The 22942-nt window shown below is 67.2% G+C and carries 19 protein-coding genes and 1 pseudogene; 14 read left to right on the top strand and 6 right to left on the bottom strand.

Translation table 11 applies throughout. The annotated features are described in order from the left end of the window. The 3 genes and pseudogenes from B3E91_RS22110 to B3E91_RS22100 all read left to right on the top strand — a co-directional run. The coding region (locus tag B3E91_RS22110) for a vWA domain-containing protein (protein ID WP_287031414.1) at nucleotides 1–604 on the top strand (604 nt) is incomplete at its 5' end. 241 nt (nucleotides 605–845) lie between these two features. After that, complete coding sequence (locus tag B3E91_RS22105) at nucleotides 846–2297, top strand: sensor domain-containing diguanylate cyclase (RefSeq protein WP_287031413.1); 1452 nt, start codon at nucleotides 846–848, stop codon at nucleotides 2295–2297. A gap of 126 nt (nucleotides 2298–2423) precedes the next feature. Then, nucleotides 2424–3341: pseudogene (locus tag B3E91_RS22100) on the top strand (TIGR01777 family oxidoreductase); the annotation flags it as partial. A 443-nt stretch (nucleotides 3342–3784) separates the two neighbouring features. Here the strand turns inward: B3E91_RS22100 and B3E91_RS22095 are convergent. Then, a complete protein-coding gene (locus B3E91_RS22095; protein ID WP_287031411.1) occupies nucleotides 3785–5422 on the bottom strand; it encodes a Na+/H+ antiporter in 1638 nt (545 codons plus the stop codon). A 90-nt stretch (nucleotides 5423–5512) separates the two neighbouring features. Next, nucleotides 5513–6829 carry an Nramp family divalent metal transporter gene (locus B3E91_RS22090; RefSeq protein ID WP_287031410.1) on the bottom strand — a complete coding sequence of 439 codons (1317 nt, stop codon included), beginning with the start codon at nucleotides 6827–6829 and terminating at the stop codon, nucleotides 5513–5515. A gap of 425 nt (nucleotides 6830–7254) precedes the next feature. Here B3E91_RS22090 and B3E91_RS22085 point away from each other — a divergent pair, with 425 nt between their 5' ends. Then, entirely contained in the window at nucleotides 7255–7881 is a 627-nt protein-coding gene (locus B3E91_RS22085) for a cache domain-containing protein (protein WP_414708321.1), read from the top strand. 52 nt (nucleotides 7882–7933) lie between these two features. Here the strand turns inward: B3E91_RS22085 and B3E91_RS22080 are convergent, their stop codons facing one another. Continuing rightward, a complete protein-coding gene (locus tag B3E91_RS22080; protein WP_090230019.1) occupies nucleotides 7934–8500 on the bottom strand; it encodes a LuxR C-terminal-related transcriptional regulator in 567 nt (188 codons plus the stop codon). Between the two features lie 191 nt (nucleotides 8501–8691). On the opposite strand from B3E91_RS22080, the gene B3E91_RS22075 reads away from it, so the two are divergent. The 4 genes from B3E91_RS22075 to B3E91_RS22060 are packed head-to-tail and all read left to right on the top strand — an operon-like array spanning nucleotide 8692 to nucleotide 13609. Beyond that, the gene (locus B3E91_RS22075) at nucleotides 8692–9441 is read left to right on the top strand and encodes an SDR family NAD(P)-dependent oxidoreductase (RefSeq protein WP_287031409.1); all 750 of its coding nucleotides are present in this window, start codon (nucleotides 8692–8694) and stop codon (nucleotides 9439–9441) included. Between the two features lie 29 nt (nucleotides 9442–9470). Further along, on the top strand, nucleotides 9471–10649 hold the full coding sequence (locus tag B3E91_RS22070; protein ID WP_287031408.1) for an acetyl-CoA acetyltransferase: 1179 nt from the start codon (nucleotides 9471–9473) through the stop codon (nucleotides 10647–10649). Nucleotides 10650–10651: 2 nt separating this feature from the next. Further along, nucleotides 10652–12187 carry a class I adenylate-forming enzyme family protein gene (locus B3E91_RS22065; protein WP_287031407.1) on the top strand — a complete coding sequence of 512 codons (1536 nt, stop codon included), beginning with the start codon at nucleotides 10652–10654 and terminating at the stop codon, nucleotides 12185–12187. A 51-nt stretch (nucleotides 12188–12238) separates the two neighbouring features. Next, nucleotides 12239–13609, top strand: a complete 1371-nt coding sequence (locus B3E91_RS22060) for an MFS transporter (RefSeq protein ID WP_287031406.1) — start codon at nucleotides 12239–12241, stop codon at nucleotides 13607–13609. 229 nt (nucleotides 13610–13838) lie between these two features. Here the strand turns inward: B3E91_RS22060 and B3E91_RS22055 are convergent, their stop codons facing one another. Further along, the gene (locus B3E91_RS22055) at nucleotides 13839–14093 is read right to left on the bottom strand and encodes a DUF3253 domain-containing protein (protein WP_287031405.1); all 255 of its coding nucleotides are present in this window, start codon (nucleotides 14091–14093) and stop codon (nucleotides 13839–13841) included. A 353-nt stretch (nucleotides 14094–14446) separates the two neighbouring features. Between B3E91_RS22055 and B3E91_RS22050 the strand changes: the two genes are divergently transcribed. The 3 genes from B3E91_RS22050 to B3E91_RS22040 all read left to right on the top strand — a co-directional run bounded on the left by B3E91_RS22050 (nucleotide 14447) and on the right by B3E91_RS22040 (nucleotide 17647). After that, nucleotides 14447–16252 (top strand): monovalent cation:proton antiporter-2 (CPA2) family protein, encoded by a 1806-nt coding sequence (locus B3E91_RS22050; protein ID WP_287031404.1) that lies wholly within the window; start codon nucleotides 14447–14449, stop codon nucleotides 16250–16252. 149 nt (nucleotides 16253–16401) lie between these two features. Further along, nucleotides 16402–17103: a DUF4870 domain-containing protein gene (locus B3E91_RS22045; RefSeq protein ID WP_287031403.1), complete on the top strand. Its 702-nt coding sequence runs from the start codon at nucleotides 16402–16404 to the stop codon at nucleotides 17101–17103. A gap of 79 nt (nucleotides 17104–17182) precedes the next feature. After that, nucleotides 17183–17647: an RNA methyltransferase gene (locus tag B3E91_RS22040; protein WP_090229996.1), complete on the top strand. Its 465-nt coding sequence runs from the start codon at nucleotides 17183–17185 to the stop codon at nucleotides 17645–17647. Here the strand turns inward: B3E91_RS22040 and B3E91_RS22035 are convergent. After that, on the bottom strand, nucleotides 17644–18570 hold the full coding sequence (locus B3E91_RS22035; protein ID WP_287031402.1) for a LysR substrate-binding domain-containing protein: 927 nt from the start codon (nucleotides 18568–18570) through the stop codon (nucleotides 17644–17646). The genes B3E91_RS22040 and B3E91_RS22035 overlap by 4 nt on opposite strands. A gap of 113 nt (nucleotides 18571–18683) precedes the next feature. On the opposite strand from B3E91_RS22035, the gene B3E91_RS22030 reads away from it, so the two are divergent. After that, nucleotides 18684–19454: a sulfite exporter TauE/SafE family protein gene (locus B3E91_RS22030; protein WP_286786025.1), complete on the top strand. Its 771-nt coding sequence runs from the start codon at nucleotides 18684–18686 to the stop codon at nucleotides 19452–19454. Here B3E91_RS22030 and B3E91_RS22025 read toward each other — a convergent pair. After that, the gene (locus B3E91_RS22025; RefSeq protein WP_273228742.1) at nucleotides 19451–20146 is read right to left on the bottom strand and encodes a GntR family transcriptional regulator; all 696 of its coding nucleotides are present in this window, start codon (nucleotides 20144–20146) and stop codon (nucleotides 19451–19453) included. The genes B3E91_RS22030 and B3E91_RS22025 overlap by 4 nt on opposite strands. Nucleotides 20147–20382: 236 nt before the next feature. Between B3E91_RS22025 and B3E91_RS22020 the strand changes: the two genes are divergently transcribed. Both B3E91_RS22020 and B3E91_RS22015 read left to right on the top strand, forming a co-directional pair. Next, entirely contained in the window at nucleotides 20383–21504 is a 1122-nt protein-coding gene (locus B3E91_RS22020; protein WP_287031401.1) for a pyridoxal-phosphate-dependent aminotransferase family protein, read from the top strand. Between the two features lie 151 nt (nucleotides 21505–21655). Then, nucleotides 21656–22942 (top strand): MFS transporter, encoded by a 1287-nt coding sequence (locus tag B3E91_RS22015; RefSeq protein WP_287031400.1) that lies wholly within the window; start codon nucleotides 21656–21658, stop codon nucleotides 22940–22942.

Genomic DNA, 22942 nt, shown 5'->3' with positions numbered 1-22942 from the left:
CATCCGCCAGCGCGGCGCGGCGGCCAGCGCGCGCCTGCACTGGCCGCGCACGCTGCTGGCCAAGGGCGCCGGTCGCTTGCGGGCGCCGCACCTGCGTTTCCAGCGGCAGGCGGCCGAGGCGGGGACGCTGCATTGCCTGGTGCTGGATTGTTCCGGCTCGATGCTCAGGCGGCGCAACCTGGCGCTGGCCAAGGGCCTGCTGTTGCGCTGGAGCGAGCAGGTCTATCGCCAGCGCGGCGAGCTGATGGTGATCGGCTTCGCCGCCGGGCAGGCGCGCCTGCTGTGCAAGCCGCAGAAGGCGCGGTCGTCCAATCACGCCTGGATCGATGCCATCGGTGGCGGTGGCGGCTCGCCGGTGGCCGCGGCGCTGGAGCTGGCCGAACGCACCTTGGCCAGGGTGCGGCGCAACGCCCGCGGCAAACGTATCGGCCTCTGGCTGCTCAGCGATGGGCGCTTCGACCCGTTGCCGACGCGGCCACCGTCGGCGGATTTCTGCGTGGTGGTGGATTTCGAGAACGCGTCCGTGCCGTTGGGCCGCGCAGCGCAGATCGCCCGGTCATGGGGCGCCGAATGCGTGCCCGCGAAAAATCTGCTTACTCGATAGGGCGCCGACAGAGTTTTACCTGGCGCCGAAGCAGCCCGTACAATCCCGGACGACCCCGGCCGCGCGACCCGCAGCCAGGGTTCAGCGGCAATACGCAGGTTAGGCGCCACTCACGCCAAGTTACCCGGCAGAGTCCGGGTAACCGTCGATTACAAAGAGTCCCGTCCGACCGATGCCGAGTTTCCTGGAAAGCTTTATCAGACCCAGACAGTCGCTCCAGCGGCTGGCTTTCGTATTCGTGGTGCTGGTCATCCTGTCGATCATCGGCCTGGATATCTGGCAGGCCTGGACGGCGCGCCGCGAAACGTTGCGCATGGCGGAAACCACCACTTCCAACCTCACCCGCTCGCTGGCGCAGCATGCCGAGGATGTCTTCGAGGAAGCCGACCTGGTGCTCGCCAACGTGGTCGAACGTGTCGAAACCGACGGCACCTCCCACGCGCAGCTCGAACGCCTCAGGCGCCTGCTGCAAGGCAATGTCGCTTCCCTGGCGCAGCTCAACGGGCTGTTCGTCTTCGATCGCAACGGCAACTGGCTGGTGACGTCGGAGGCCAGCGAGCCTCCCGGGGTCAACAGCACCGATCGGGATTACTTCACCTTCCACAAAAACAACCCCGACAGCGGCGTGCACATCGGCCCGGTGATCAGGAGCCGTTCCACCGGGCGCCTGGTGCTGCCCGTTTCCCGGCGCATCAACGCGCCGGACGGGAGTTTCGCCGGAGTCGCCCTGGCGGCGCTGCGGGTGGATTACTTCCGCAGGTTCTACGACGGCTTCGATATCGATGGGCAGGGCGCCATCGTGCTGGCGTTGCGCGACGGCACGCTGCTGGTCAGGCGGCCCTTCAACGAAACGGTCATCGGCAGCAGCCTCGCCGGCGGCAGGATATTTTCCGAACTGATGCCGCAGGCGAAGGCCGGGACCGCCACGCTTCACTCGATGGTGGACGGCATCGAGCGCCTGTACGGCTACCAGGCGCTCGACAAGTATCCGCTGGTGGTGGAAGCGGCGCAGTCCCGGCAGGCCATCCTCGCGCCCTGGGAAGCCAACATCTATCGCTCCGCCTATATCGTCGCCCTGATGATTTTCACCATGGGGATCTTCGGCATCGTCCTGATCCGGCAGATTCGCCTCGGCATGCGCGCGGAAGCGCAACTCCAGGAGGCCCACCGCGAACTGCGCAAGCTGGCCTTGCAGGACGGCCTCACCGGGCTGGCGAACCGCCGGCGACTGGATCAGGCGTTACCGGACGAAATCGCCCGCGCGCGGCGCAACGGCAAGACTCTGGGCCTGATCATGCTCGATATCGATCATTTCAAGGGCTACAACGACCTGTACGGTCATCCCGCCGGCGACGCCTGCATCAAGGCCGTGGGGCGGGCGATACAGATGTGCGCCGGGCGCGCCGGCGACCTGGCCGTGCGTTACGGCGGCGAGGAATTCCTGATGCTGCTGCCGGAGACCGACGCACAAGGCAGCCAGCGGATCGCCACGCATATCCTGCAGGCCGTCCGCGACCTGAACATTCCCCACACCGGTAACCAGAAGGGCATCGTCACCATCAGCGCCGGCGTCCACAGCTGGCGCCCCGACGGGCACGAGCCTGGCGCGGAGGAACTGCTGCAGGCGGCCGATCAGGCGCTGTACGCGGCGAAGGCCGGCGGGCGCAACCGGGTATTCCCCGAACCCGCCTGAGCGGGCGCTCGAACAGCCAGCGCGTGTGGCGGTCTATCGAGGACAGTCCATCGACCTTCGCATCCCACCGGTTGCACGCCACCGGCGACGCGATGGCGGGACATTTCCAGGAGCGGGTAGGGCATGAATCCTTTCACCGGTATTACCCCGCGGCGCGTTCTGGTCACCGGCGGCACCGGATTCATCGGCGAAACCCTGGTCCGCCAGTTGCTCGATGCCGGTCACTCGCTGTGCGTGCTGACCCGCCATCCGCAACGCGCCAGCGCGCGCTTCAACGGCCGCGCACGCTGCATCGATGCGCTGGACCGATTGGCGGCCGACGACGCCTTCGACGCCGTCATCAACCTCGCCGGTGCGCCGGTGGTAGGGCCGCGCTGGAGTGCGGCGCGACAGGAAACGCTGCTGGCCAGCCGGGTTGGCACCACCGACGACCTGATTGCCTGGCTCAAGCGGACCCGGCACATCCCGGCGGTGTGGGTGCAGGGATCGGCGATCGGCTATTACGGCGTGCGCGACCCGCAGGAATCCCTCGACGAGCAGAGCGCCATGGGCCGCGGCTTCATGGCCGAACTCTGCGCGCGCTGGGAAGCGGCGGCGAAACCGGCGGTGGCGCTTGGCGTGCGCCAGGTGACGATGCGCCTGGGCGTGGTCTTTGGCCCCGGCGGCGCGCTCAAGCCGTTGCTCCTGCCGCACCGCCTGGCGCTGGGCGGGCGCCTGGGCAGCGGCGAGCAGGTGATCAGTTGGGTGCATCGCGATGACGTGTTGCAGTTCATCGCCCGTGCGCTGGGCGAGGAGCGTTTCGACGGCGTGTACAACCTGGTGGCGCCCGGCGCGGTCAGCCAGGCCGAATTCGCTGCGACCGCTGGCCGGGTGCTCGGCCGCCCAGTGTGGCTGCACCTGCCGGCGGCGCCGATCCGCTGGCTCGCGGGGGAGATGGCGGAACTCTTCGTCGATGGGCAGAGGGTGGTGCCGAGGCGGTTGCAGGAGGCGGGGTTTGGGTTTCGTTATCCCGGTCTTGAGCCGGCGTTGCGGGATCTGGTTTGAGTGTTTTTTGTGACGGTTGCGGCGGTTTCAATTCGTAGGGTGGATCGCGCTTCATCGATCCACCGGCGGTGTAACGGTGGATGAAAAGAGCGTCATCCACCCTACATTTCTTTTGCTCTCTATACATCGAATCTTCAGACACCACCGATCGCCCCTTCAGGAGGCTGAGTGGAATCGTCGTGTAGGGGAGCGAGCCGCATGGATGCGGCGAGAGGCATATCGGGCCATGGATGGCCCGTGTATGCCGGCCCCCGGAGCGGCGATGCAGCGAGGGAACCCCGGCGCAGCCGGGGCCGGATGGCGGGGCTAGACCTTTTGGGCACTTTTGGGGCAATGCCAAAAGTGCCCCGCTCAGCAGAGCGGAACCCCTGCTTCAACCCTCTCGATAAATCAGATGCAGCACAGTCAAACGGTAAAGGAAGACCTCCGATTCCGGCGCCCCCTCAGCCCGTCTGCTGCGTTTCCAGCAGATCGACCTCCCGAATCAGCTTGCGTGCCTGTTCTTCGCCGAGGCGTTTGTGCCGCAGCAGGCGGAAGAACTCGTCGCGTTCGGCGCGCAGGCCGGCGAGGCGTAGCTGGCGTTCGATTTCCTCTTCGCGCGAGGCGTTCTCGCGGGCGCCTTCCTCGTCCGGGCGGGCGCGCGTGTCGATGCGGTAGCGGTACAGGTCGGCGATGCGCCCGGCCGCCTCGATGTAGCGGTCGGCGTCGGCGCGGCCTTCGCTCATCTGGTGCTGCGCCTGCTCGATGGCCCGTATCGCGGCGCGTGCGGCGATGTCGCGGGCGCGGTCGATTTCCGCCTGGTGGCCGGGCTCGGCGGGCACGTCGAGACCGCCCTTGAGCAGCAGCGGCATGCCGATGCTGGCGACCACCAGCGAAACGATGATCACCCCGGCGGCCAGCAGAATCGCCAGGTCGCGGGCGGGGAAGGGCGTGCCGTCGTTCATCAGCAGCGGCAGCGTCAGCACACCGGCGAGGGTGATGGTGCCGCGCGCGCCGGCCACCGTCATCACCGCGGCCACCCGCCACAGCGAGCGCGGCGCATCGGCGCGGCGGCGGTAGATGCTGAAGCGGATCGACAGCCAGACCCAGCAGAAGCGCAGCGCGCCGAGGGCGAGGTTGATCACCACGACGTAGAGCAGCAGCCAGATCGGTTCGTGGTGGCCGGTGTCGCGCACCACCTGGCTGGCGCCGGCGACGATGCCCGGCAGCTGTTCGCCGAGCAGCACGAAGATCAGGCCGTTGAGGGAGAACTGCAGGGTGTCCCAGACCGCCGTGCGGCGCATCCGGGTGACTGCCAGCGCCCTGCCGGAGAGTTCGGTGTAACTCATGCTGATGCCGGCGGCGACCGCGGCGAGGATGCCGGAGAAATGCAGGTGTTCGGCGAACAGGTAAGCGACGAAGGGAATCAGCAGGCTGATCAGGATCTGCGCACCGGTTTCCTCGCCGAAGCGGCGCGAGGTCCAGCTCTTGATGCGGGTGATCACCCAGGTCACCAGCACGCCGATGGCGATGCCGCCCAGGGCCAGCATGACGAAACTCAGGGTCGCTTCGGAGAGCACGAAGCTGCCGGTCAGGGTGACGGCGATGGCGAAACGCAGGCAGACCAGGCCGCTGGCGTCGTTGAGCAGCGATTCGCCTTCGAGGATGTGCATCAGCCGCTTGGGCACCGGCACCCGCGCGGCGATCGCCGAAACCGCCACAGGGTCCGTCGGCGAGATCACCGCGGCGAGGGCGAAAGCCACCGGCATCGGCATCGACGGAATCAGCAGGTGGATGAAGTAGCCGACGCCGAGCACGGTGATGAAGACCAGGCCGAGGGCCAGGGCAAGGATCATCCCCTTGTCGCGCAGCAGGCCTTCCTTTGGAATCCGCCAGCCGTCGAGGAACAGCAGCGGCGGCAGGAACAGCAGGAAGAACACCTCCGGATCAAGGTCCAGGCGCCAGTTGCCGATCATCCCGATGGCGGCGCCGATGGCGATCTGCATCAGCGGCAGCGGTAGGGGAACGGGCAGCATGCGGATCAGCATGCTGCTGACGATGACTCCGACGAACATCACCAATACCAGCGTGATGGTTTCCATGGGCGGACTCCTGGCGGCGGGACAAAGCGGGGGAGTGTAACCGATACCCTGCTATCGATTGCCTGGAAAGCGGACTCGCCCCGACGGGAGTCAGGCGACCCAGAAATACAGGAGCGTCAGGTTGGCCAGCGAGATCAGCCCGAACAGGCCCCAGGCCAGGTATCGGGTCAGCCGGCCGTTGGCGAACGGGCCCATCAGCTGCCGGTCGCTGCTGAAGCGGATCAGCGGCCAGAGGGCGAACGGCAGTTGCAGGCTGAGCACCACCTGGCTGAGCACCAGCAGCTTGCCGACCGCGCCGTCGCCGAGCCAGACCACGCCGATCAGTGCCGGTATCAGCGCCAGCGTGCGGGTGATCAGGCGGCGCTGCCAGCAGGGAATCTTCGCCTGCAGGAAGCCTTCCATCACCACCTGCCCGGCGATTGTGCCGGTGAAGGTCGAGCTCTGCCCGGCCGCGAGCAGCGCCACGCCGAACAGGATGCTCGCCAGCGTGCCGCCCACCAGCGGGTCGAGCAGATGATAGGCGTCCTGGATCTCCACCACGTCGGTGTGCCCGCTGCGGTGGAAGGCGGCCGCGGCGAGGATGAGGATCGCCGCGTTGATCAGCAGCGCCAGCGACAGCGAAGCGATGGTGTCGAGACGGGCGAACCTCACCGCGCTGCGCTTGCTGGCGAGGTCGCTGCCGTTGACCCGGGTCTGCACCACCGAGGAGTGCAGGTAGAGGTTGTGCGGCATCACCGTGGCGCCGAGGATGCCGATCGCCAGGTACAGCGGCTCCTGCTGGCTGAGCATCTCCCAGGACGGTTTGAGCCCGGCGGCGACCTCCGGCCAGTAGGGCTTGATCAGCACCAGTTCGACGAAGAAACACGCGCCGATGGTGGCGATCAGGCCCAGCACGATGGCCTCCAGGCGGCGGAAGTTGGCGCCCTGCAGGGCCAGCACGATCAGCGTATCGAATGCCGTCAAGACCACGCCGGTGGTGATCGACACGCCAAGCAGCAGGTGGAAGGCCAGCGCCGCGCCGAGCACTTCGGCGAGGTCGGTGGCGATGATCGAGAGTTCCGCCAGCAGCCACTGACCGCGCGCCACGCGCGGGCTGTAGCGCTCGCGCGACAGTTGCGCGAGGTCTCGCCCGGTGGCGATGCCCAGGCGCGAACAGAGGTTCTGCAGGACCATCCCCGAGAGGCTGGCGAGCACCACCACGAACAGCAGCGCGTAGCCGAAGCGCGAGCCGGCCTCGATGGCGGTGGCCCAGTTGCCGGGGTCCATGTAGCCGATCGAAACCAGCAGGCCGGGGCCCATGAAGAGCAGCGCCTTGCGCACCAGCGAGGCGTTGGCGGGCACGTCGATGCTGTGGCTCACGGCCGACGGGCAGAAGGGAGCGGTGGCGGTGGTGGGGAGCTTGAACATCACGGGCTGGGGGTGGGGTCGTATCGGGAAGGCTGCAGCTTAAACGGCACCCGTGACGAAGTCTCGGGTTATGGCGGGCGATCATCGCCACGCATGCTGTGCCGCCGCGGGTCGCCTTCGCCTACACTGAGGGGCGCGCAGGCCGACCTGGCGCGCCGCTTCGTTCACCCCGAGGGACAACAGTAATGAGAGTGTACCGCGTCGTTGCTTTTCTCTGGCTCAGCGCCTTTTCCCTGTTCGGCTTCGCCCAGACCCAGGCGCAGACCGATGCCTACGCCAAGGAGGCCAGCCAGGCCAAGGCGCTGCTCGGCAAGGCCATCGCCCACTACCGGGAGAACGGCGACAAAGCGCTGGCCAGTTTCAGCCGCCAGGGCGAATTCATCGACGGCCAGCTGTACATCTACGTGGTCGACACCTCCGGCGTGATGCTCGCCAGCGGCGGGCCCTCCGTCTCGCTGATCGGCAAGCCGGTGGCCGGTTTCCTCGACGACGACCTGCGCCCGGTGTTCCAGCGTGCCATCAGCCAGCCCGAGGACGGCCAGATCCACAGCGCCGAATACCGCTGGTGGAACTGGAACGACGGCAAGGTCGAGCGCAAGCACGTGTTCTACCAGCGCGTCGGCGAGCGAATCTTCGCCGTCGGCTACTACATGCCGCGTTCCTCCGAGGCGCAGGCCCAGGCGCTGCTGCAAAAGGCCGCCGAAGCCGTCGCCGCCGATCCCAAGGGCACCCTGGAGAAGATCAACCGTTCCGGCGACAAGACCTTCATCGCCGACGACCTCTACGTCTTCGTCGTCGACCTGAACAGCAAGCGCTTCGTCGCCCACGGCTTCCAGCGGCGCCTGATCGGCACCGACTTCTCCGCGCTCAAGGCCAGCGATGGCCAGCCGATCGGCCAGCAGATGCTCGCCGTGATGGCCGCCGGCAGCGAGGGCGAAGTGGATTACCTGTGGCGCAACCCGATGACCGGGCAGAGCGAATACAAGCGCACCCTGCTGCGCAAGATCGGTGATTACGCGGTGGCCGTCGGCACCTACGAGCGCCGCGAGTAAGCGCGTCGGGCGAGGTCCGGCCGGGCCTCGCCGTCTCGTCTTGTCTGCGCGATCAGTGCAGGACGATGATCTTGGACACCAGTTCGGCGCTGTTCTTCGCCGCCAGCTTCTTCATCAGCCGCGCCCGATGCACTTCCACCGTGCGGTGGGAAATCCCCAGCTTGCGGCCGATTTCCTTGCAGGTCAGGCCGTTGACGATGTGCGCGGAGATTTCCCGCTCGCGCGCGGTGAGGTTCACCGTGGCGCGCATCGGCCGTTCCATGCGCTCGAAGTGCCAGACCATCAGGCGGAAGGGTTCTTCCGGGGTCAGCGTGTAGCCATCGGCGCGCGCCCAGAACACCTCGCCGTCGCGCTGCTGCATGAAGCGTTCGTCGGAGTAGGAACGGCTCTGCCGCAGCCAGCTCAGGCAGCGCTCGCCGATCGCCTGGTAGTCGGCGCGGGACGGGTAGAGGCGCAGGATCAGTTCGCCGAGCAGCTCCTCGCGGCGATAGCCGAACAGGCGCTGGAACGCCTCGTTGAAATCCAGCATCAGGCGGTTGGCGGTGATCACCTGAGGCGCGGGTGACACGCGGAATGCCAGGCGTTCCAGGTCATCCAGTTCGGCGGGATTGGCAGCCATCGCGGGCCCTTCTTGTCGTTGTTGCGCCCAGCCTACGCGAGCCGTTCGGCTCCGCAAGAAATACTCACACCTGTACGTAGTTGTACGAATGGCGGGCCTACGCACGGCTGGGTCATTGTAAATCCGACGCTGCTTCACGCCTTGCGGCGCTGGCGTCCCGGTCCTCATAAAAATAACAGGAGACCGCAACAATGACTGCGCTCCCGCACGTCCTCATCACCGGTGGAGCTTCCGGCATCGGCCTGGAGTCCGCCCGTCTCCTCGCCGCCCAGGGCTGGCTGCCGATCCTGCTCGACCGCGACCGCAGCGCCTTGGCCGACGCCGGCAGCGAACTCGGCGTGCCCAGCGAGCGCACCCTGTGCTGCGACATCACCGACGAACAGCAGCTGGAATCCGCCTTCCAGCGCGCGCTGGGCTGCGGACCGCTGGCCGGGCTGGTGAACTGCGCCGGGGTCGGCATGGACCGCCTGGCCGTGGAGACCCAGGTCGCCGACTTCCGCCGCCTGCTGGAAATCAACCTGATCGGCCCGTTCGCCCTGGCGCGCCTCGCCGCACAGCACTGGCTCAAGACGCGCACACCCGGCTGCATCGTCAACGTCTCGTCGGTCTCCGGCCTGCGCGGCAACCGCGGGCGCGCCGCCTACGGTTCGGCGAAGGGCGGCCTCAACCTGCTGACCCAGGTGCTCGCCACCGAACTGGGCGGGCAGGGCATTCGCGTCAACGCCGTCGCCCCCGGTCCGATCGACACGCCGCTCGCCCAGGTGCTGCACAGCGCCGAGGCCCGTACACGCTGGTGCGCACAGATTCCGCAAGGCCGCTACGGTCTGCCGCAGGAAGTCGCCGCCACGGTGGCCTTCCTGCTTTCAGACAAGGCCAGCTACATCAACGGCCAGATCATCGCGGTGGACGGCGGTTTCGCCGGCGCCGGGATGCTCGGCTGATCGTCAATTTCCGAAGCAGAGGACTGCACATGAACACGGACTCCGTATCCATCGTGGCCGCCGGCCACACCCGTTTCGGCCGCCTGCAGGGGCAGACGCTGGAAGACCTGATCGTTGAGGCGACGCGCGAGGCCCTGGCCGACGCCGCCATCGACGCGGCGCAGATCGACGCGATCTTCCTCGGCCACTTCAACTCCGGGATGGTCCCGGACGGCTTCGCGGCTTCCCTCGTCATGCAGGCCGACCCGGCGCTGCGCTTCAAGCCGGCGAGCCGTTGCGAGAACGCCTGCGCGTCGGGATCGGCGGCGATCATGGCCGGCATAAATGCGATTCGCAGTGGCGCCGCCGAGCTGGTGCTGGTGGTCGGCGCGGAGAAGATGACCAACAACTCCACCGCGGAGGTGACCCGTGCGCTGGCAGGTGCCGGCTACCAGAACGATGTGCAGGAAGCGGCGCTGAGCTTTCCGCAGCAGTTCGGCGTAGCCGCCCGCGGTTACCAGGAGCGCTACGGCGACCCGCTGCCGGCGATGGCGGCAATCGCGGTGAAGAACCACGCCAACGCCATGCACAACCCGCTGGCGCAGATGCACAAGCCGATGACCCTGGAGCATTGCAGTACGGTCTCCGAGAGCAACCCGCTGATCGCGCCGCCGCTGCGCCTGAGCGACTGCTCGCTGATCTCCGACGGCGCCGCCGCCATCGTGCTGGCCTCGGCCGAGCGGGCCAAGACCTTCAAGCGCGAAGTGGCGATCCGCGCCATGCAGCAGGTCAGCGACTTCCTGCCGATGTCGAGCCGCGACTTCCTCGCTTTCGAGGGGCCGCAGCGGGCCATCGCGGCGGCGCTGCGCGAGGCCGGCGTCGGCCTGGGCGAGATCGATTTCGCCGAGGTCCACGACTGTTTCACCATCGCCGAACTGCTGATCTACGAGGCCATGGGCCTGGCGCCGAGGGGCGAGGGCTTCCGCGCGCTGGAGGAGGGCACGGTGCTGGCCGACGGGCGCCTGCCGGTGAACCTCTCCGGCGGACTCAAGGCCAAGGGGCATCCGGTCGGCGCTACCGGGGTGTCGATGCATGCCATGGCGTTCCGTCAGCTCACCGGCAACCCGATCGGCATCGCCCTGCAGCAGCCGGAGTTCGGCCTGCTGTTCAACATGGGCGGCATGGCGGTGGCGAACTACGCCAGCGTGCTGCACGCGCGGAGGGCCTGAGGATGAACATCGCCAACTGGCTCAACGATGCGGCCCGACGCTGGCCGCAGCGCCCGGCGCTGTTCGAGGGCGAGCGCCTGGTCAGCGACTACGCCGGCTTCGCCGCCGACGCCGCCGCGCTGGCGGTCGCCTTGCGCGAGGAACACGGGATCGTACCCGGCGAGCGCGTCGCCCTGTTCATGAAGAACTGCTGCGAGTACCTCGAACTCTTCTACGCGATCTGGTGGGCCGGCGCGGTGGCGGTGCCGATCAACTGCAAGCTGCACCGCAGCGAGGCGGCCTGGATCGCCGAAAACGCCGAGGCGCGGCTGATCTTCACCGACGACGGCGCGCTGTTCGGCGCCGGGCAGCTGCACGCCGGCTGCGTCGAGCTGGCCGGTCGTGGTGAAGCCATCGCGCGGCTCAAGGCGAGTCGCGCCGCCGCGCCAGGGCCGCAGTCGCGCAGCGCCGACGACCTCGCGTGGCTGTTCTACACCTCCGGCACCACCGGGCGCTCCAAGGGCGTGATGCTCAGCCACGGCAACCTCACGGCGATGTCGCTGTGCTACCCGGTGGACGTCGATGCGGTGGATGCCAACGATGCCTTCGTCTACGCCGCGCCGATGTCCCACGGCGCCGGGCTGTACAACTTCATCCACGTGCGTTGCGGCGCGCGCCACGTGGTGCCGGTGTCGCGCGGCTTCGGCGCCGGAGAGCTGTTCGAGCTGGCCCGCGGTCACGGGCAACTGAGCCTGTTCGCGGCGCCGACCATGGTCAAGCGGATGACCGACGAGGCGCGGCGCCAGGGCTATGCCGGCGAGGGCATCAAGTCGATCGTCTACGGCGGCGCGCCGATGTATCTCGCCGACCTGCAGGAGGCGCTGGCCACCTTCGGTCCGCGGCTGATCCAGATCTACGGCCAGGGCGAAAGCCCGATGACCGTCACCGCGCTGTCGCGCGAGCTGATCGCCGACCGCACGCACCCGCACTGGCAACGGCTGGCCTCGTCGGTCGGCCAGGCGCAGTCCTGCGTCGAGGTGCGGGTGGTGGATGCGCAGCGCCAGCCGCTGGCGCCCGGGGTGCCGGGGGAGATCGCCGTGCGCGGCGCCACGGTGATGCGCGGCTACTGGCGCAACGACGCCGCCAGCGCCGCGACCCTGGTGGACGGCTGGCTCTACACCGGCGACATCGGCTACCTCGACGAGCAGGGCTTCCTGACCCTCACCGACCGCTCCAAGGACGTGATCATCTCCGGCGGCAGCAACATCTATCCGCGTGAAGTGGAGGAAGTGCTGGCGCTGCATCCGGCGGTGTCCGAGGTCTCGGTGGTGGGCGAGGCGGAAGCCGACTGGGGCGAGATCGTGGTCGCCTTCGTCGTCCTGCACCCCGGCCAGCGTGCCGACGAGCAGACGCTCAACGCCTGGTTCGTCGAGCGCATGGCGTCGTTCAAGAAGCCCAAGCGCTACCTGTTCCGCGAGGAACTGCCGAAGAACAGCTACGGCAAGATCCTCAAGACCGAGTTGCGCCAGTCGCTGGAATCGGCCGCCGCGGCGTCCTGACTCCAATCTGGTTTTCCGAGCCACAGAACAACAACAAGAAGGAACATCCCCATGAGCACGATCACCCGCGAACAGGCCCGGCAACGCCGCCGGGCTTTCATCGGCGCCACTTCGGGGCACCTCATCGAGTGGTACGACTACGGTGTCTACGGCTTCCTCGCCGTCTACATCGGCCAGGCGTTCTTCGTCTCCGACGATCCGATGACCAGCCTGCTGAGCAGCTTCGCCGCCTTCGCCCTGAGCTTCTTCATCCGGCCCATCGGCGGGCTGTTCTTCGGCCCGCTGGCGGACAAGATCGGCCGTCGCAAGACCCTGGTGACCGTGCTGATGATGATGGCCGGCTCGACCTTCCTGCTCGGCCTGCTGCCGACCTACGAGTCGATCGGCATCGCCGCGCCGATCCTGCTGGTGCTGATCCGCTGCATCCAGGGCTTCTCCGCCGGCGGCGAGATCGGCACCATCACCAGCTTCATCTCCGAATACGCCGGCCCCGGCCGTCGCGGGTTTTCCACCAGCTGGCTGATGGTCACCGCCGTGCTCGGCCTGGTGCTCGGCGGCGTGGTGGCGAACGGCATGACCTTCTTCCTCGGCGCCGAAGCCATGCAGGAATGGGCGTGGCGCATTCCGTTCCTGTTCGCCGCCCCCATGGGCCTGGTGTCGATGTACATCCGCCTGAAGCTCGAGGACAGCCCGGAATTCCTCGCCCTGGTGAGCAAGGGCGAAACCTCCAAGGCGCCGCTGCGCGAGGTGCTGCAGTGGAAACGCGCCATCGCCCTGGTGTTCTTCATCATCACCCTGCACAGCTCGATCTTCTATCTGGTGCTGACCTTCGCCTCGACCTACATGGCCAAGGTGCTGAAGTTCGACAGCGGCACCACGCTGCTCTACGTCTTCGTCGCCAGCCTGTCCTCGGCGCTGGTGATGCCGCTGGGCGGCATGTTCACCGATCGCTACGGGCGCAAGCCTTTCCTCATGGTGGTCGGCGTACTCGCCAGCCTGTCGATGTACTGGTTCTTCAAGTCGGCGCCGACGGCGACACCGGCGACGTTCATCTATCCGCTGATGGCGGTGGCGGTGTTCTTCGGCCTCTACGCGTCCTCGACCTACGCGACCATGAGCGAACTGCTGCCCACGCGCATCCGCTCCACCGGCATCGCCGTGGCCTATAACATTCCGGTCGCGGTGTTCGGCGGCAGCGCGCCGCTGATCTCCACCTGGCTGATCCAGCGGACCGGCGACATCACCTCGCCCTGGTATTTCTACGTCGGCACCGGCGTCGCCTCGCTGATCGCCTTGCTGATGTTGCGGCAGAAGGACTTCGTCGCCTGCGGCAGCCCGCAGCCTGGCGCGGCGTCCACGGAGGAGGGCGCACGCCCGCTGCTGAAACCCGGCAGGCGCGTGCCGCCGGTGTCGGCCGGCTGATCGGAGTATCGGGCCGTAGACGAGGCCGCTGGCCGGGGCTAACGCCGTTCACTACAGGTTCGTCCGTACCGCACCCCTCTCCCATTCATGGGAGAGGGGCTGGGGGAGAGGGGGCGAAACGCCGCGAAACGGCCAGTCTCCCCGCCGCTGGAGGGCGAAGGGACCGATCGGGTTCGACCCCGGCAACGTGAACGGCATCGGCCCACCGGGCGGCTTCTTTCGTTCGCCGTCAGTCGAAGCGGTCGCCGCGACGCAGGCGGATCGGCCCGCGCACCTCGCCGTCCAGGTCCACCTCGCGCTCGCCCTGGGTCGCGCGGATGCGTCCGCTCGCCGCCATGCGCGCGGCAACGCGGCGGACATCCGGCATCAGCGCCCGCCAGGCGTCCTCCCCGCTGGCCAGCGAGCGCGCCACGTCGGAGGGGCAGAGCGAGGCGTCGGGACTGCGCGCGGCGAGCAGTTCGCCGATGCGCGCCTCGAGGGTCATGTCGTCGATGATCCATTCCTCCTGTATGCCTGTCGGGTAATACCGGTATTGCCGCTCGCGGGTTTCACCCGCCCTACACCAGGCATCGCCATCTTCTAGGGGGTGAAGCCCACGAACGCAGACGCGCCGGGCAGCGGCGGCGCAGGTTCAGCCGCCCTGGTAAACCCGCAGGTTCCATCGGTGCGCGCGGCGCACCCTACGTGAGGGTAGGCGCACCTTTGGGTCTGTCTCCGCCGCAGCTACTTGGGGCTGAGACAACACGCGCGCCTCGACTGCGACGCCGCTGAGCTGGCAGCATGTCGCCGCGCGTGCCGGGAGGGTGCGTGGCGATCCTTTTCGACCAGGAGTGACCCATGCCCCATGAAGGCAATCTGCTGCAGGCCGCGGTGGTTTTTCTGCTCGCCGCGGTGATCACCGTGCCGCTGGCCAAACGCCTGCAACTCGGGGCCGTGCTCGGTTATCTGCTGGCCGGCGTGGTCATCGGCCCCGCGGTGCTCGGCCTGGCGGGCGACCCGCAGAGCGTAGGGCAGATTTCCGAGCTGGGCGTGGTGTTGCTGTTGTTCATCATCGGCCTGGAGCTGTCGCCGCGGCGGCTGTGGGTGATGCGCAAGTCGGTGTTCGGCGTCGGGTTGGCGCAGGTGCTGCTGACCGGCGTGGTGATCGGCGCGGTGGCGCTGCTCGGTTTCGAGCAGCCGCTGAACGCCGCAGTGGTGCTCGGCCTGGGTCTGGCGCTCTCGTCCACCGCGTTCGGCCTGCAGAGCCTGGCCGAACGCAAGGAGCTGAACAGCCCCCACGGGCGCCTGGCGTTCTCCATTCTGCTGTTCCAGGACATCGCGGCGATTCCCCTGATCGCCATGGTGCCGCTGCTCGCCGGCGTCGAGCACAACGCCGAGAACGACCTGGCCCACGGCCTGCAGATCCTCGGCAGCATCGCCATCGTGGTGATCGGCGGGCGCTATCTGTTGCGCCCGGTGTTCCGCATCGTCGCCAAGACCGGCCTGCAGGAAGTGTCCACCGCCACCGCGCTGCTGGTGGTGATCGGCACCGCCTGGCTGATGGAGCTGGCCGGGGTGTCCATGGCGCTCGGCGCCTTTCTCGCCGGGCTGCTGCTGGCGGACTCCGAGTACCGCCACGAACTCGAAGCGCAGATCGAACCGTTCAAGGGGCTGCTGCTCGGCCTGTTCTTCATCAGCGTCGGCATGGGCACCAACATCGGCCTGCTGTTCAGCGCGCCGGTGGCGGTGCTGGAGCTGACCCTGCTGCTGATCCTGCTGAAGCTGCCGTTGCTGTATTTCGTCGGGCGCATGGCCGGCGGGCTGGGCCGCGAGAGCGCGCTGCGCCTGGGGCTGGTGCTGGCGGCGGGCGGGGAGTTCGCCTTCGTGGTGTTCAAGATCGGCCGCGACCGCGGGCTCTTCGAGGCGGGTCTCTACGACATCCTGGTGCTGACCATCACCTTGTCGATGGCGCTCACGCCGTTGCTCCTGCTGGCCTTGTCGCGCCTGCCTAAACCCAAGCCGGCGCCGGCGGAGGTGCCCGAGGAATACCGCGACATCGTCGGCGACGCACCGCGCGTGGTGATCGCCGGGATGGGCCGGATGGGCCAGGTGATCGCGCGGATACTGCGCGCGCAGAAGATTTCCTTCGTCGCCCTGGATACCGCGGTGGAGTCCATCGAGTTCTCGCGCAGCTTCGGCCATGTGCCGGTGTTCTACGGCGACCCGCTGCGGCCGGAAATCCTCCGCGCGGCGAAGGTGGAGCAGGCCGAGTACTTCGTCATCGCCACCGACGATCCGGAAACCAACATCAAGACCGCCGCGCTGGTGCGCAGGCTCTACCCGCACATCAAGATCCTCGCCCGCGCGCGCAACCGCCAGCACGTGCACCGGCTGGTCGACCTCGACGCCCAGGCGGTGCGCGAGACCTTCCACTCCGCCCTGGAGATGAGCCGGCGGATGCTGGTCGGGCTGGGGCTCAGCCCGGCCCAGGCCGAGGCGCGGGTGGCGCGCTTCAAGCGCCACGACGAACAACTGCTCGAAGCGCAGCAGCACGTCTACGACGATGCGGCGAAGGTCATGCAGACCGCCCGCGAGGCGCGCGCCGAACTCGAGCGGCTGTTCGAGGCGGACAGCCAGGACGAGAAGGAACTGCGCCCCGACTGAAGGCGAAGCACCTCGCGATGACCGCGGCGGGCGAACTCACGGGTTCGCCCGGTGGTCGGTAGTGGTACTGCATGTCCGGCCGTTCCCCACGGCCTTCCACAACAAGAATCCACCTTCCGCCGTCATCACTCGAATACGAGGAGTTTCGAATGGGTGCTTTTGTCGTTTCCGGCCTGGTCGCGGTCATCAACGGCCTGGTTACCGGATACCTCCGTCGCTACGTCGCGCTGCTGGTGGTGGCCGTGTTCGGCGCGCTGCTCGGCGAGTCGGTCGCGGTGCGCGGGAGCCTCGACTACCGCTTCGGCGACGGGCTGGTGGAGCACCTGCTGCTGTCGCTGATCCTCGCCAGCCTGGTCCATGCGGCGGTGCGCCTGTTCGTCGCCTCGCTCGGCCCGACCGCTCAACCGGCCGCCGCCTGGGCCGAAACCGCCGGCGCTGCCGGGCAGACTCCGGCGGGCGGCGAACCGACGGCCTTCACCCGGCTGAAGGCGGCCTGGCAGGCGAACCCGTTGTGGAAGGTCTATGCCGCCCACGCCTTGGGCCTGACGGTGATCCTCAGCACCTTCCTCGCGGTGATCTCCACCGGTGCCTACTGGTGGGCGCAGCGTCACAGCGATCAGCGGGTGCTGGTGGATGCCGCACGCAATGCGTTCAACTTCCAGCTGACCCTGTTCGGCGTCACCGCGGTGCTGTTCATCCTGGCGCCGAAGCTGGCGCTGTTCTTCAACGTCTTCATCGCCATGCCGCTGACCCTGGCGACGGTGGTGTGGAACCTCTACCGCGTGCGCCGCAACAAGGAGGGCCGCTATCCGCTGGCCTTCAAGGTATTCAAGGCGCCGCGCGCGGCCTGAGGACGAGGCCCTTTCGCGCGACGGGCACGCCCGCCGTCGCTGTCCGTATAATCGCGTTTTTCCCGCGAGTTACCTTCCCTTGAGCAAACGCTACGCCTGCATCGGCCTGAGCAATCCCAAGTCGCCCTCCAACGTCGGCTCGATCATGCGCGCCGCCGGTTGCTACGGCGTCAGTTCGGTGTTCTACACCGGCACCCGCTACGACCGCGCGAAGGACTTCATCACCGACACCAAGAAGGTCCACCAGGGCATTCCGCTGATCAACATCGACGACCTGCGCAAGATCCTCCCGCTGGGCTGCATCCCGGTGGCCGTGGAATTGGTCGAAGGCGCCCGTGCCTTGCCCGAGTACACCCATCCGGACCGTGCGCTCTACATCTTCGGCGCCGAGGACGGTTCGCTGAGCAAGGAAATCCGCGACTGGTGCGAGGACGTCGTCTACATCCCCACCAACGGTTGCATGAACCTCGCCGCCACGGTCAACGTGGTGCTCTACGACCGTCTGGCGAAAGGCAACAACACTCGCTCGGGGCCGCAGTTCTAGGGCGCCTGCGCGCCGTCATCGGTGCTCGCGGCGGCATCGCCTCCGTGCAGGATGTGCTGCGCCAGCAGGCGCGCATGGGCGGGCAGTTCGTCCAGGCTGCGCACGCAGAGCACCAGGCTGCGCGAGGCCCAGGCGTCGCTCAGGGCGATGCGTTTGATCGGCATCGAGCGCGCGCAGCGGATCGCCGCGGTGCGCGGCACGATGGCCACGCCAATGCCCTGGCCGACCATCCGGCAGATCGACTCGAAGCTGCGCAACTGCACCCGGTAGTTCAGCCGCTTGCCCAGCCGCCGCGCGTGATGGGCGACGTGATCCTGCAGCGCGCTGCCTTCCACCAGACCGATGAAATCGTAGTGGCTGACTTCGGCCAGGCCTATGCCACGGCTGCCCGCCAGCGGGTGTTCGCGGGGCACCACCAGATCGAGCGGGTCATGGCGGAAGGGAAACACCTGCAGGCCCTGCACGTCCGTGGCATCGGAGACGATGCCCAGGTCGCAAAGTCCCTGGCGCAGGGCATCGACGATCTCGTAGCTGAGCTTCTCCTCCAGATTGAGGGAGATCTGCGGGTTGCCGCGCAGGAAGCGGCCGAGGATTTCCGGCAGGTGCTCGCTCAGCGCGGCGGTGTTGCAGAGCAGCCGGACCTGACCCTTCAGGCCGCGGCCGTACTGGCCAAGGTCGCCTCGTAGGCGGTCCATCTGTTGCAGCACGATGCGCGCATGCTGCGCCAGCGTGCGCCCGGCGGCGGTGACTTCGACGCCGCGCCGGTCGCGCTTGAGCAGGTCCACGCCGAGCAGTTCCTCCATGCCGCGGATGCGTTCGCTGGCCGAGGCCAGGGTCATGTGCGAGCGCTGTGCGCCGGCCGTGATGGTGCCTGCCTCGTGGACATTCAGGAAAAGCCGCAGGTCGGTCAGATCGAAGCGCATTGGCCGAGCCTAACATGCGTGGTTCAGGCTGTGCCTGAGACTGGCTACGGGGCTTCCCGATTTTTCCCGCGGGGCAGGGCGGCCACACTGGCGCCTCGCCCAAGGAGTGCCGCATGCCTTTTTCCGATTCACTTTCCGTCTTCGGCTCACTGTCGTTCCTGGCGATCGCCGCGGTGTTCCTGCTCGCCGGGGTGGTGAAGGGCGTGGTCGGGCTCGGGCTGCCGACGGTCTGCATGGCGCTGCTGGCAGTGCTGATGACGCCGGCTCAGGCCGCCGCGCTGCTGATCGTGCCGTCGCTGCTGACCAACCTCTGGCAGGTCTGGCCGTGGCGCACGCTGGGCCCGCTGCTGCGCCGTATCGCGCCGATGCAGGTGGGTGTCTGCCTGGGCACCTGGCTGGGCGCCGCGGCCCTGGGTGCGCCGCACGGCGCCTGGACCGGGGTGGCGCTGGGTGTCGTGCTGGTCGCCTATGCGCTGTGGGGGTTGTTCGGTTCGCCGCCGACGGTGGCGGCGCGATCCGAAGGCTGGCTGGGGCCGCTGGTCGGCCTGCTGACGGGGCTGGTAACCGCCGTCACCGGCGTCTTCGTGGTGCCGGCGGTGCCTTATCTGCAGGCGCTGGGCCTGGGGCGCGACGGGTTGATCCAGGCGATGGGCGTGTCCTTCAGCATTTCCACGCTGGCGCTGGCTATCGGCCTGGCGTTCAACGGCAGCTATTCGGGCGGCGAGGTGGGCGCCTCGCTGTCGATGCTCGCTCCGGCGCTTGCCGGCATGTACCTCGGCCAGCGCTTGCGCGGCGTGCTCTCGCCGGCGCTGTTCCGTTCGTGTTTCTTCGGCAGCCTGATCCTGCTCGGGCTGTATCAGCTTGTCAGTCCGCTCTGGGACTAGCGCTTGAGCGTGTTCGCCTGGAGCATCGACAGCACGGCGTCGCGCTTCTCCAGCAGGTGATGGCGCAGGATGTTGCTCAGGCGCTTGCCGTCACGCGCCTCCAGCGCCTCGATCATTTCCTCGTGGTCGTGCACCGCACGATCCCACTTGTAGACGTGGTGGTTGGAATGGAAGCGCAGCGCCTGGATGCGCCAGTTCAGCGAGACGTAGGTCTGCCGTAGCGTGGCGTTGCGCGCGGCCTGGTTGATCAGGTCATGGATTGCCTGGTTGCGCTGGTAGTAACCGGGCAGGTCGTTCTGTGCCTTGCAGGTGAGCATGCTGGCGTGCAGCGACTTGATCTCGGCCAGCTCCTCAGCGGAGATGCGCTCGCAGGCCAGCTCCCCGGCGAAGGCTTCCAGGCCGCTCATGAACTCGAACGCCTCGCGGATTTCGGTTTCCGACATGCTGGCGATGCTCGCCCCGCGGTTCGGCGATATTTCCACCAGCCCTTCGGCGGCGAGCACCTTCAGCGCCTCGCGCAGGGGCGTGCGGGAAATCCCCAGTGTTTCGCACAGCTCGCGTTCGTTGAGCTTCTTGCCCGGCTCCAGCACGCCTTCGATGATCAACCGCCGCAGGTGCCCGACCACGGTGTCGTGCAATTGCTGGCGCTCCACCTTGAGCGGAATCGCTGCAACGGGTCGTTCGACGTTCATTCCCGCATCTGGCATACAAAATCCCCATCACGCCGGCAGGCGCGTTCCCTGAATTCAATGTCCGCAGATTATCAAACCGCTATTGACGTATCGACAGACGTTGATATTGTATTTTGCATTCAAAAAACAAAAAGACAGAAGGCACTTACATGCTCCGACTCGATTACCATCCCGCTGGTCGTCATTTTCTGCAGATCCCTGGCCCGAGCCCGGTCCCCGATCGCATCCTTCGGGCCATGAGCTACCCCACCATCGACCACCGCGGTCCCGAGTTCGCCGAACTGGGTCTGAAGGTGATCGATGGCATCAAGCAGATCTTTAAGACCCAGCATCCCGTCGTCATCTATCCCGCTTCCGGCACCGGTGCCTGGGAAGCCGCGCTGGTCAATACCCTGAGCCCCGGCGACACGGTGCTGATGTACGAGACCGGGCACTTCGCCACGCTGTGGAAGAAGATGGCCGAGAACCTCGGGCTGAATCCCGAGTTCATCGGCCTGCCGGGTATCGAAGGCTGGCGCCGCGGCGTGCAGGCCGACCAGATCGAAGCGCGCCTGCGCCAGGACAGCGGCCACACCATCAAGGCGGTCTGCGTGGTGCACAACGAGACCTCCACCGGCGTTACCTCGGACATCGCGTCCGTGCGCAAGGCGATGGACGCAGCGGGCCACCCGGCGCTGCTGCTGGTGGACACCATTTCCGGCCTGGCCTCGGCCGACTACCGGCATGACGAGTGGGGCGTGGACGTCACCGTCTCTGGCTCGCAGAAAGGCCTGATGCTGCCGCCGGGCATCAGCTTCAACGCCCTCTCGCCGAAAGCCCTCGAAGCGAGCAAGACCGCCAGGCTGCCGCGCGCGTTCTGGGGCTGGGACGAGATCGTCGAGATGAACAAGACCGGCTACTGGCCGTACACGCCGAGCACCAACCTGCTCTATGGCCTGTCCGAGGCGCTGGACATGATCCTCGGCGAAGGCCTGGACAACGTCTTCGCCCGCCACAATCGCCTCGCCGAGGCCTGCCGCATCGCCGTACGCGCTTGGGGCCTGGAAATCCAGTGCGCCGACCCCGCGGTCTACAGCCCGGTGCTGACCGGCGTGATGACGCCCGAAGGCATCGATGCCGACCAGTTGCGCAAGACCATCTACGAGCGCTTCGACATGTCCCTCGGCACCGGCCTGGGCAAAATGAAAGGGCGCATGTACCGCATCGGCCACCTTGGCGACTGCAACGACCTGACCCTGATGGCGACCCTCACCGGGTGCGAGATGGGCATGCAGATCGCCGGCATGAAACTCGCCGGAAGCGGTGTCAGCGCCGCCATGGACTATCTGGTTTCGCAACGCGTGCCGTTCAATCGCTGATCGAATTCCTGCCCCGGCGATCCGTCGTCGGGGCAGGGCGTAGCACCCTTGCCTCTGCGCACGGAGCCTCATCACTCACGCTTTTCCAGAACCAACTATCCCGATTCATGTGCCGCCCAGGCACGAACAATAAGAACGTGGAGATAGCTACATGAAACTGCTTCGTTTCCGTGCCACCAGCCTGGTGCTGGGCATGCTCTGTGTGATGTATTTCATAACCTACCTCGACCGGGTCAACGTGAGCACCGCAGCCTCTGGCTTCGGTCCCGAGTTCCACCTGTCGAACACCGAAATCGGCCTGGTGTTCTCTGCCTTCGCCTATCCCTATCTCATCTTCCAGATCATCGGCGGCTGGGTCAGCGACCGCTTCGGCTCGCGCCGCACGCTGATCTTCTGCGGGCTGATGTGGGCCGCGGCTACCATTCTCACCGGTTTCGCCGGCGGCCTGGTTTCACTGCTCATTGCACGCCTGCTGCTCGGCCTCGGCGAAGGGGCGACCTTTCCCGCAGCCACCTCGGCGATGTCGCGCTGGGTGCCGAAGGAAAAGCGCGGTTTCGCCCAGGGCATCACCCACTCGGCGGCGCGCATCGGCAACGCCGTGGCGCCGGCGGCCATCGTCGGCATCATGTCGATCTACGGCTGGCGCGCCTCGTTCTTCGTCTGCGGGATCATCAGTCTGATCTGGGTCGCGGCCTGGGCCTTCCTCTCCACCGAGAACCCCAAGGACCATCCGCGCATTACCCAGGAGGAAATCGACTCCCTGCCCGAACCCAAGAAGGTCAAGATCGTCGTCCCCTGGGGACCGCTGTTCAAGCGCATGTGGCCGGTGACCATCGTCTACTTCTGCTACGGCTGGACGCTCTGGCTGTTCCTCTCCTGGATTCCCCAGTACTTCCTGCACAACTACAGCCTGGACCTGAAGAAGTCGGCGATCTTCGCCTCGGCGGTGTTCTTCGCCGGCGTCATCGGCGACACCCTCGGCGGCATCATCACCGACCGCCTGCTGGTGAAGACCAACTGCCTGAAGCGCTCGCGCAGCTGGATGATCGCCATCTGCATGACCCTGGCGCTGATCGCGCTGATTCCGGTGGCCTTCACCAAGAACATGTACCTGGCCATGGCCTGCCTGTCCGCCGGCTTCTTCTTCGCCGAGCTGATGATCGGCCCGGTGTGGGCGATTCCGATGGACATCGCGCCGGAATGCTCGGGCACCGCCAGCGGCATGATGAACACCGGCTCGGCTGCCGCGGCGATCCTCTCGCCTGTGGTTTCCGGGTTCCTCATCGACCACTACGGCAGCTGGGAACTGCCGTTTGTGGTAAGCATGGTGCTGATGGGCTGTGGCGTGCTGCTGTCGTTCCGCATGCACCCCGAGCGCAAGTTCGACATCCAGTCCTACCAGCCGCAGGCTCCCGTGGGCGCCGTGGCGCAGCACTAG

The organism is Pseudomonas sp. UBA6310 (genome assembly GCF_002438225.1).
GTDB lineage: Bacteria > Pseudomonadota > Gammaproteobacteria > Pseudomonadales > Pseudomonadaceae > Pseudomonas_O > Pseudomonas_O kuykendallii.
Note: the sequence above shows the minus strand (reverse complement) of the source record. Positions and strands in the feature narration are given on the sequence as shown.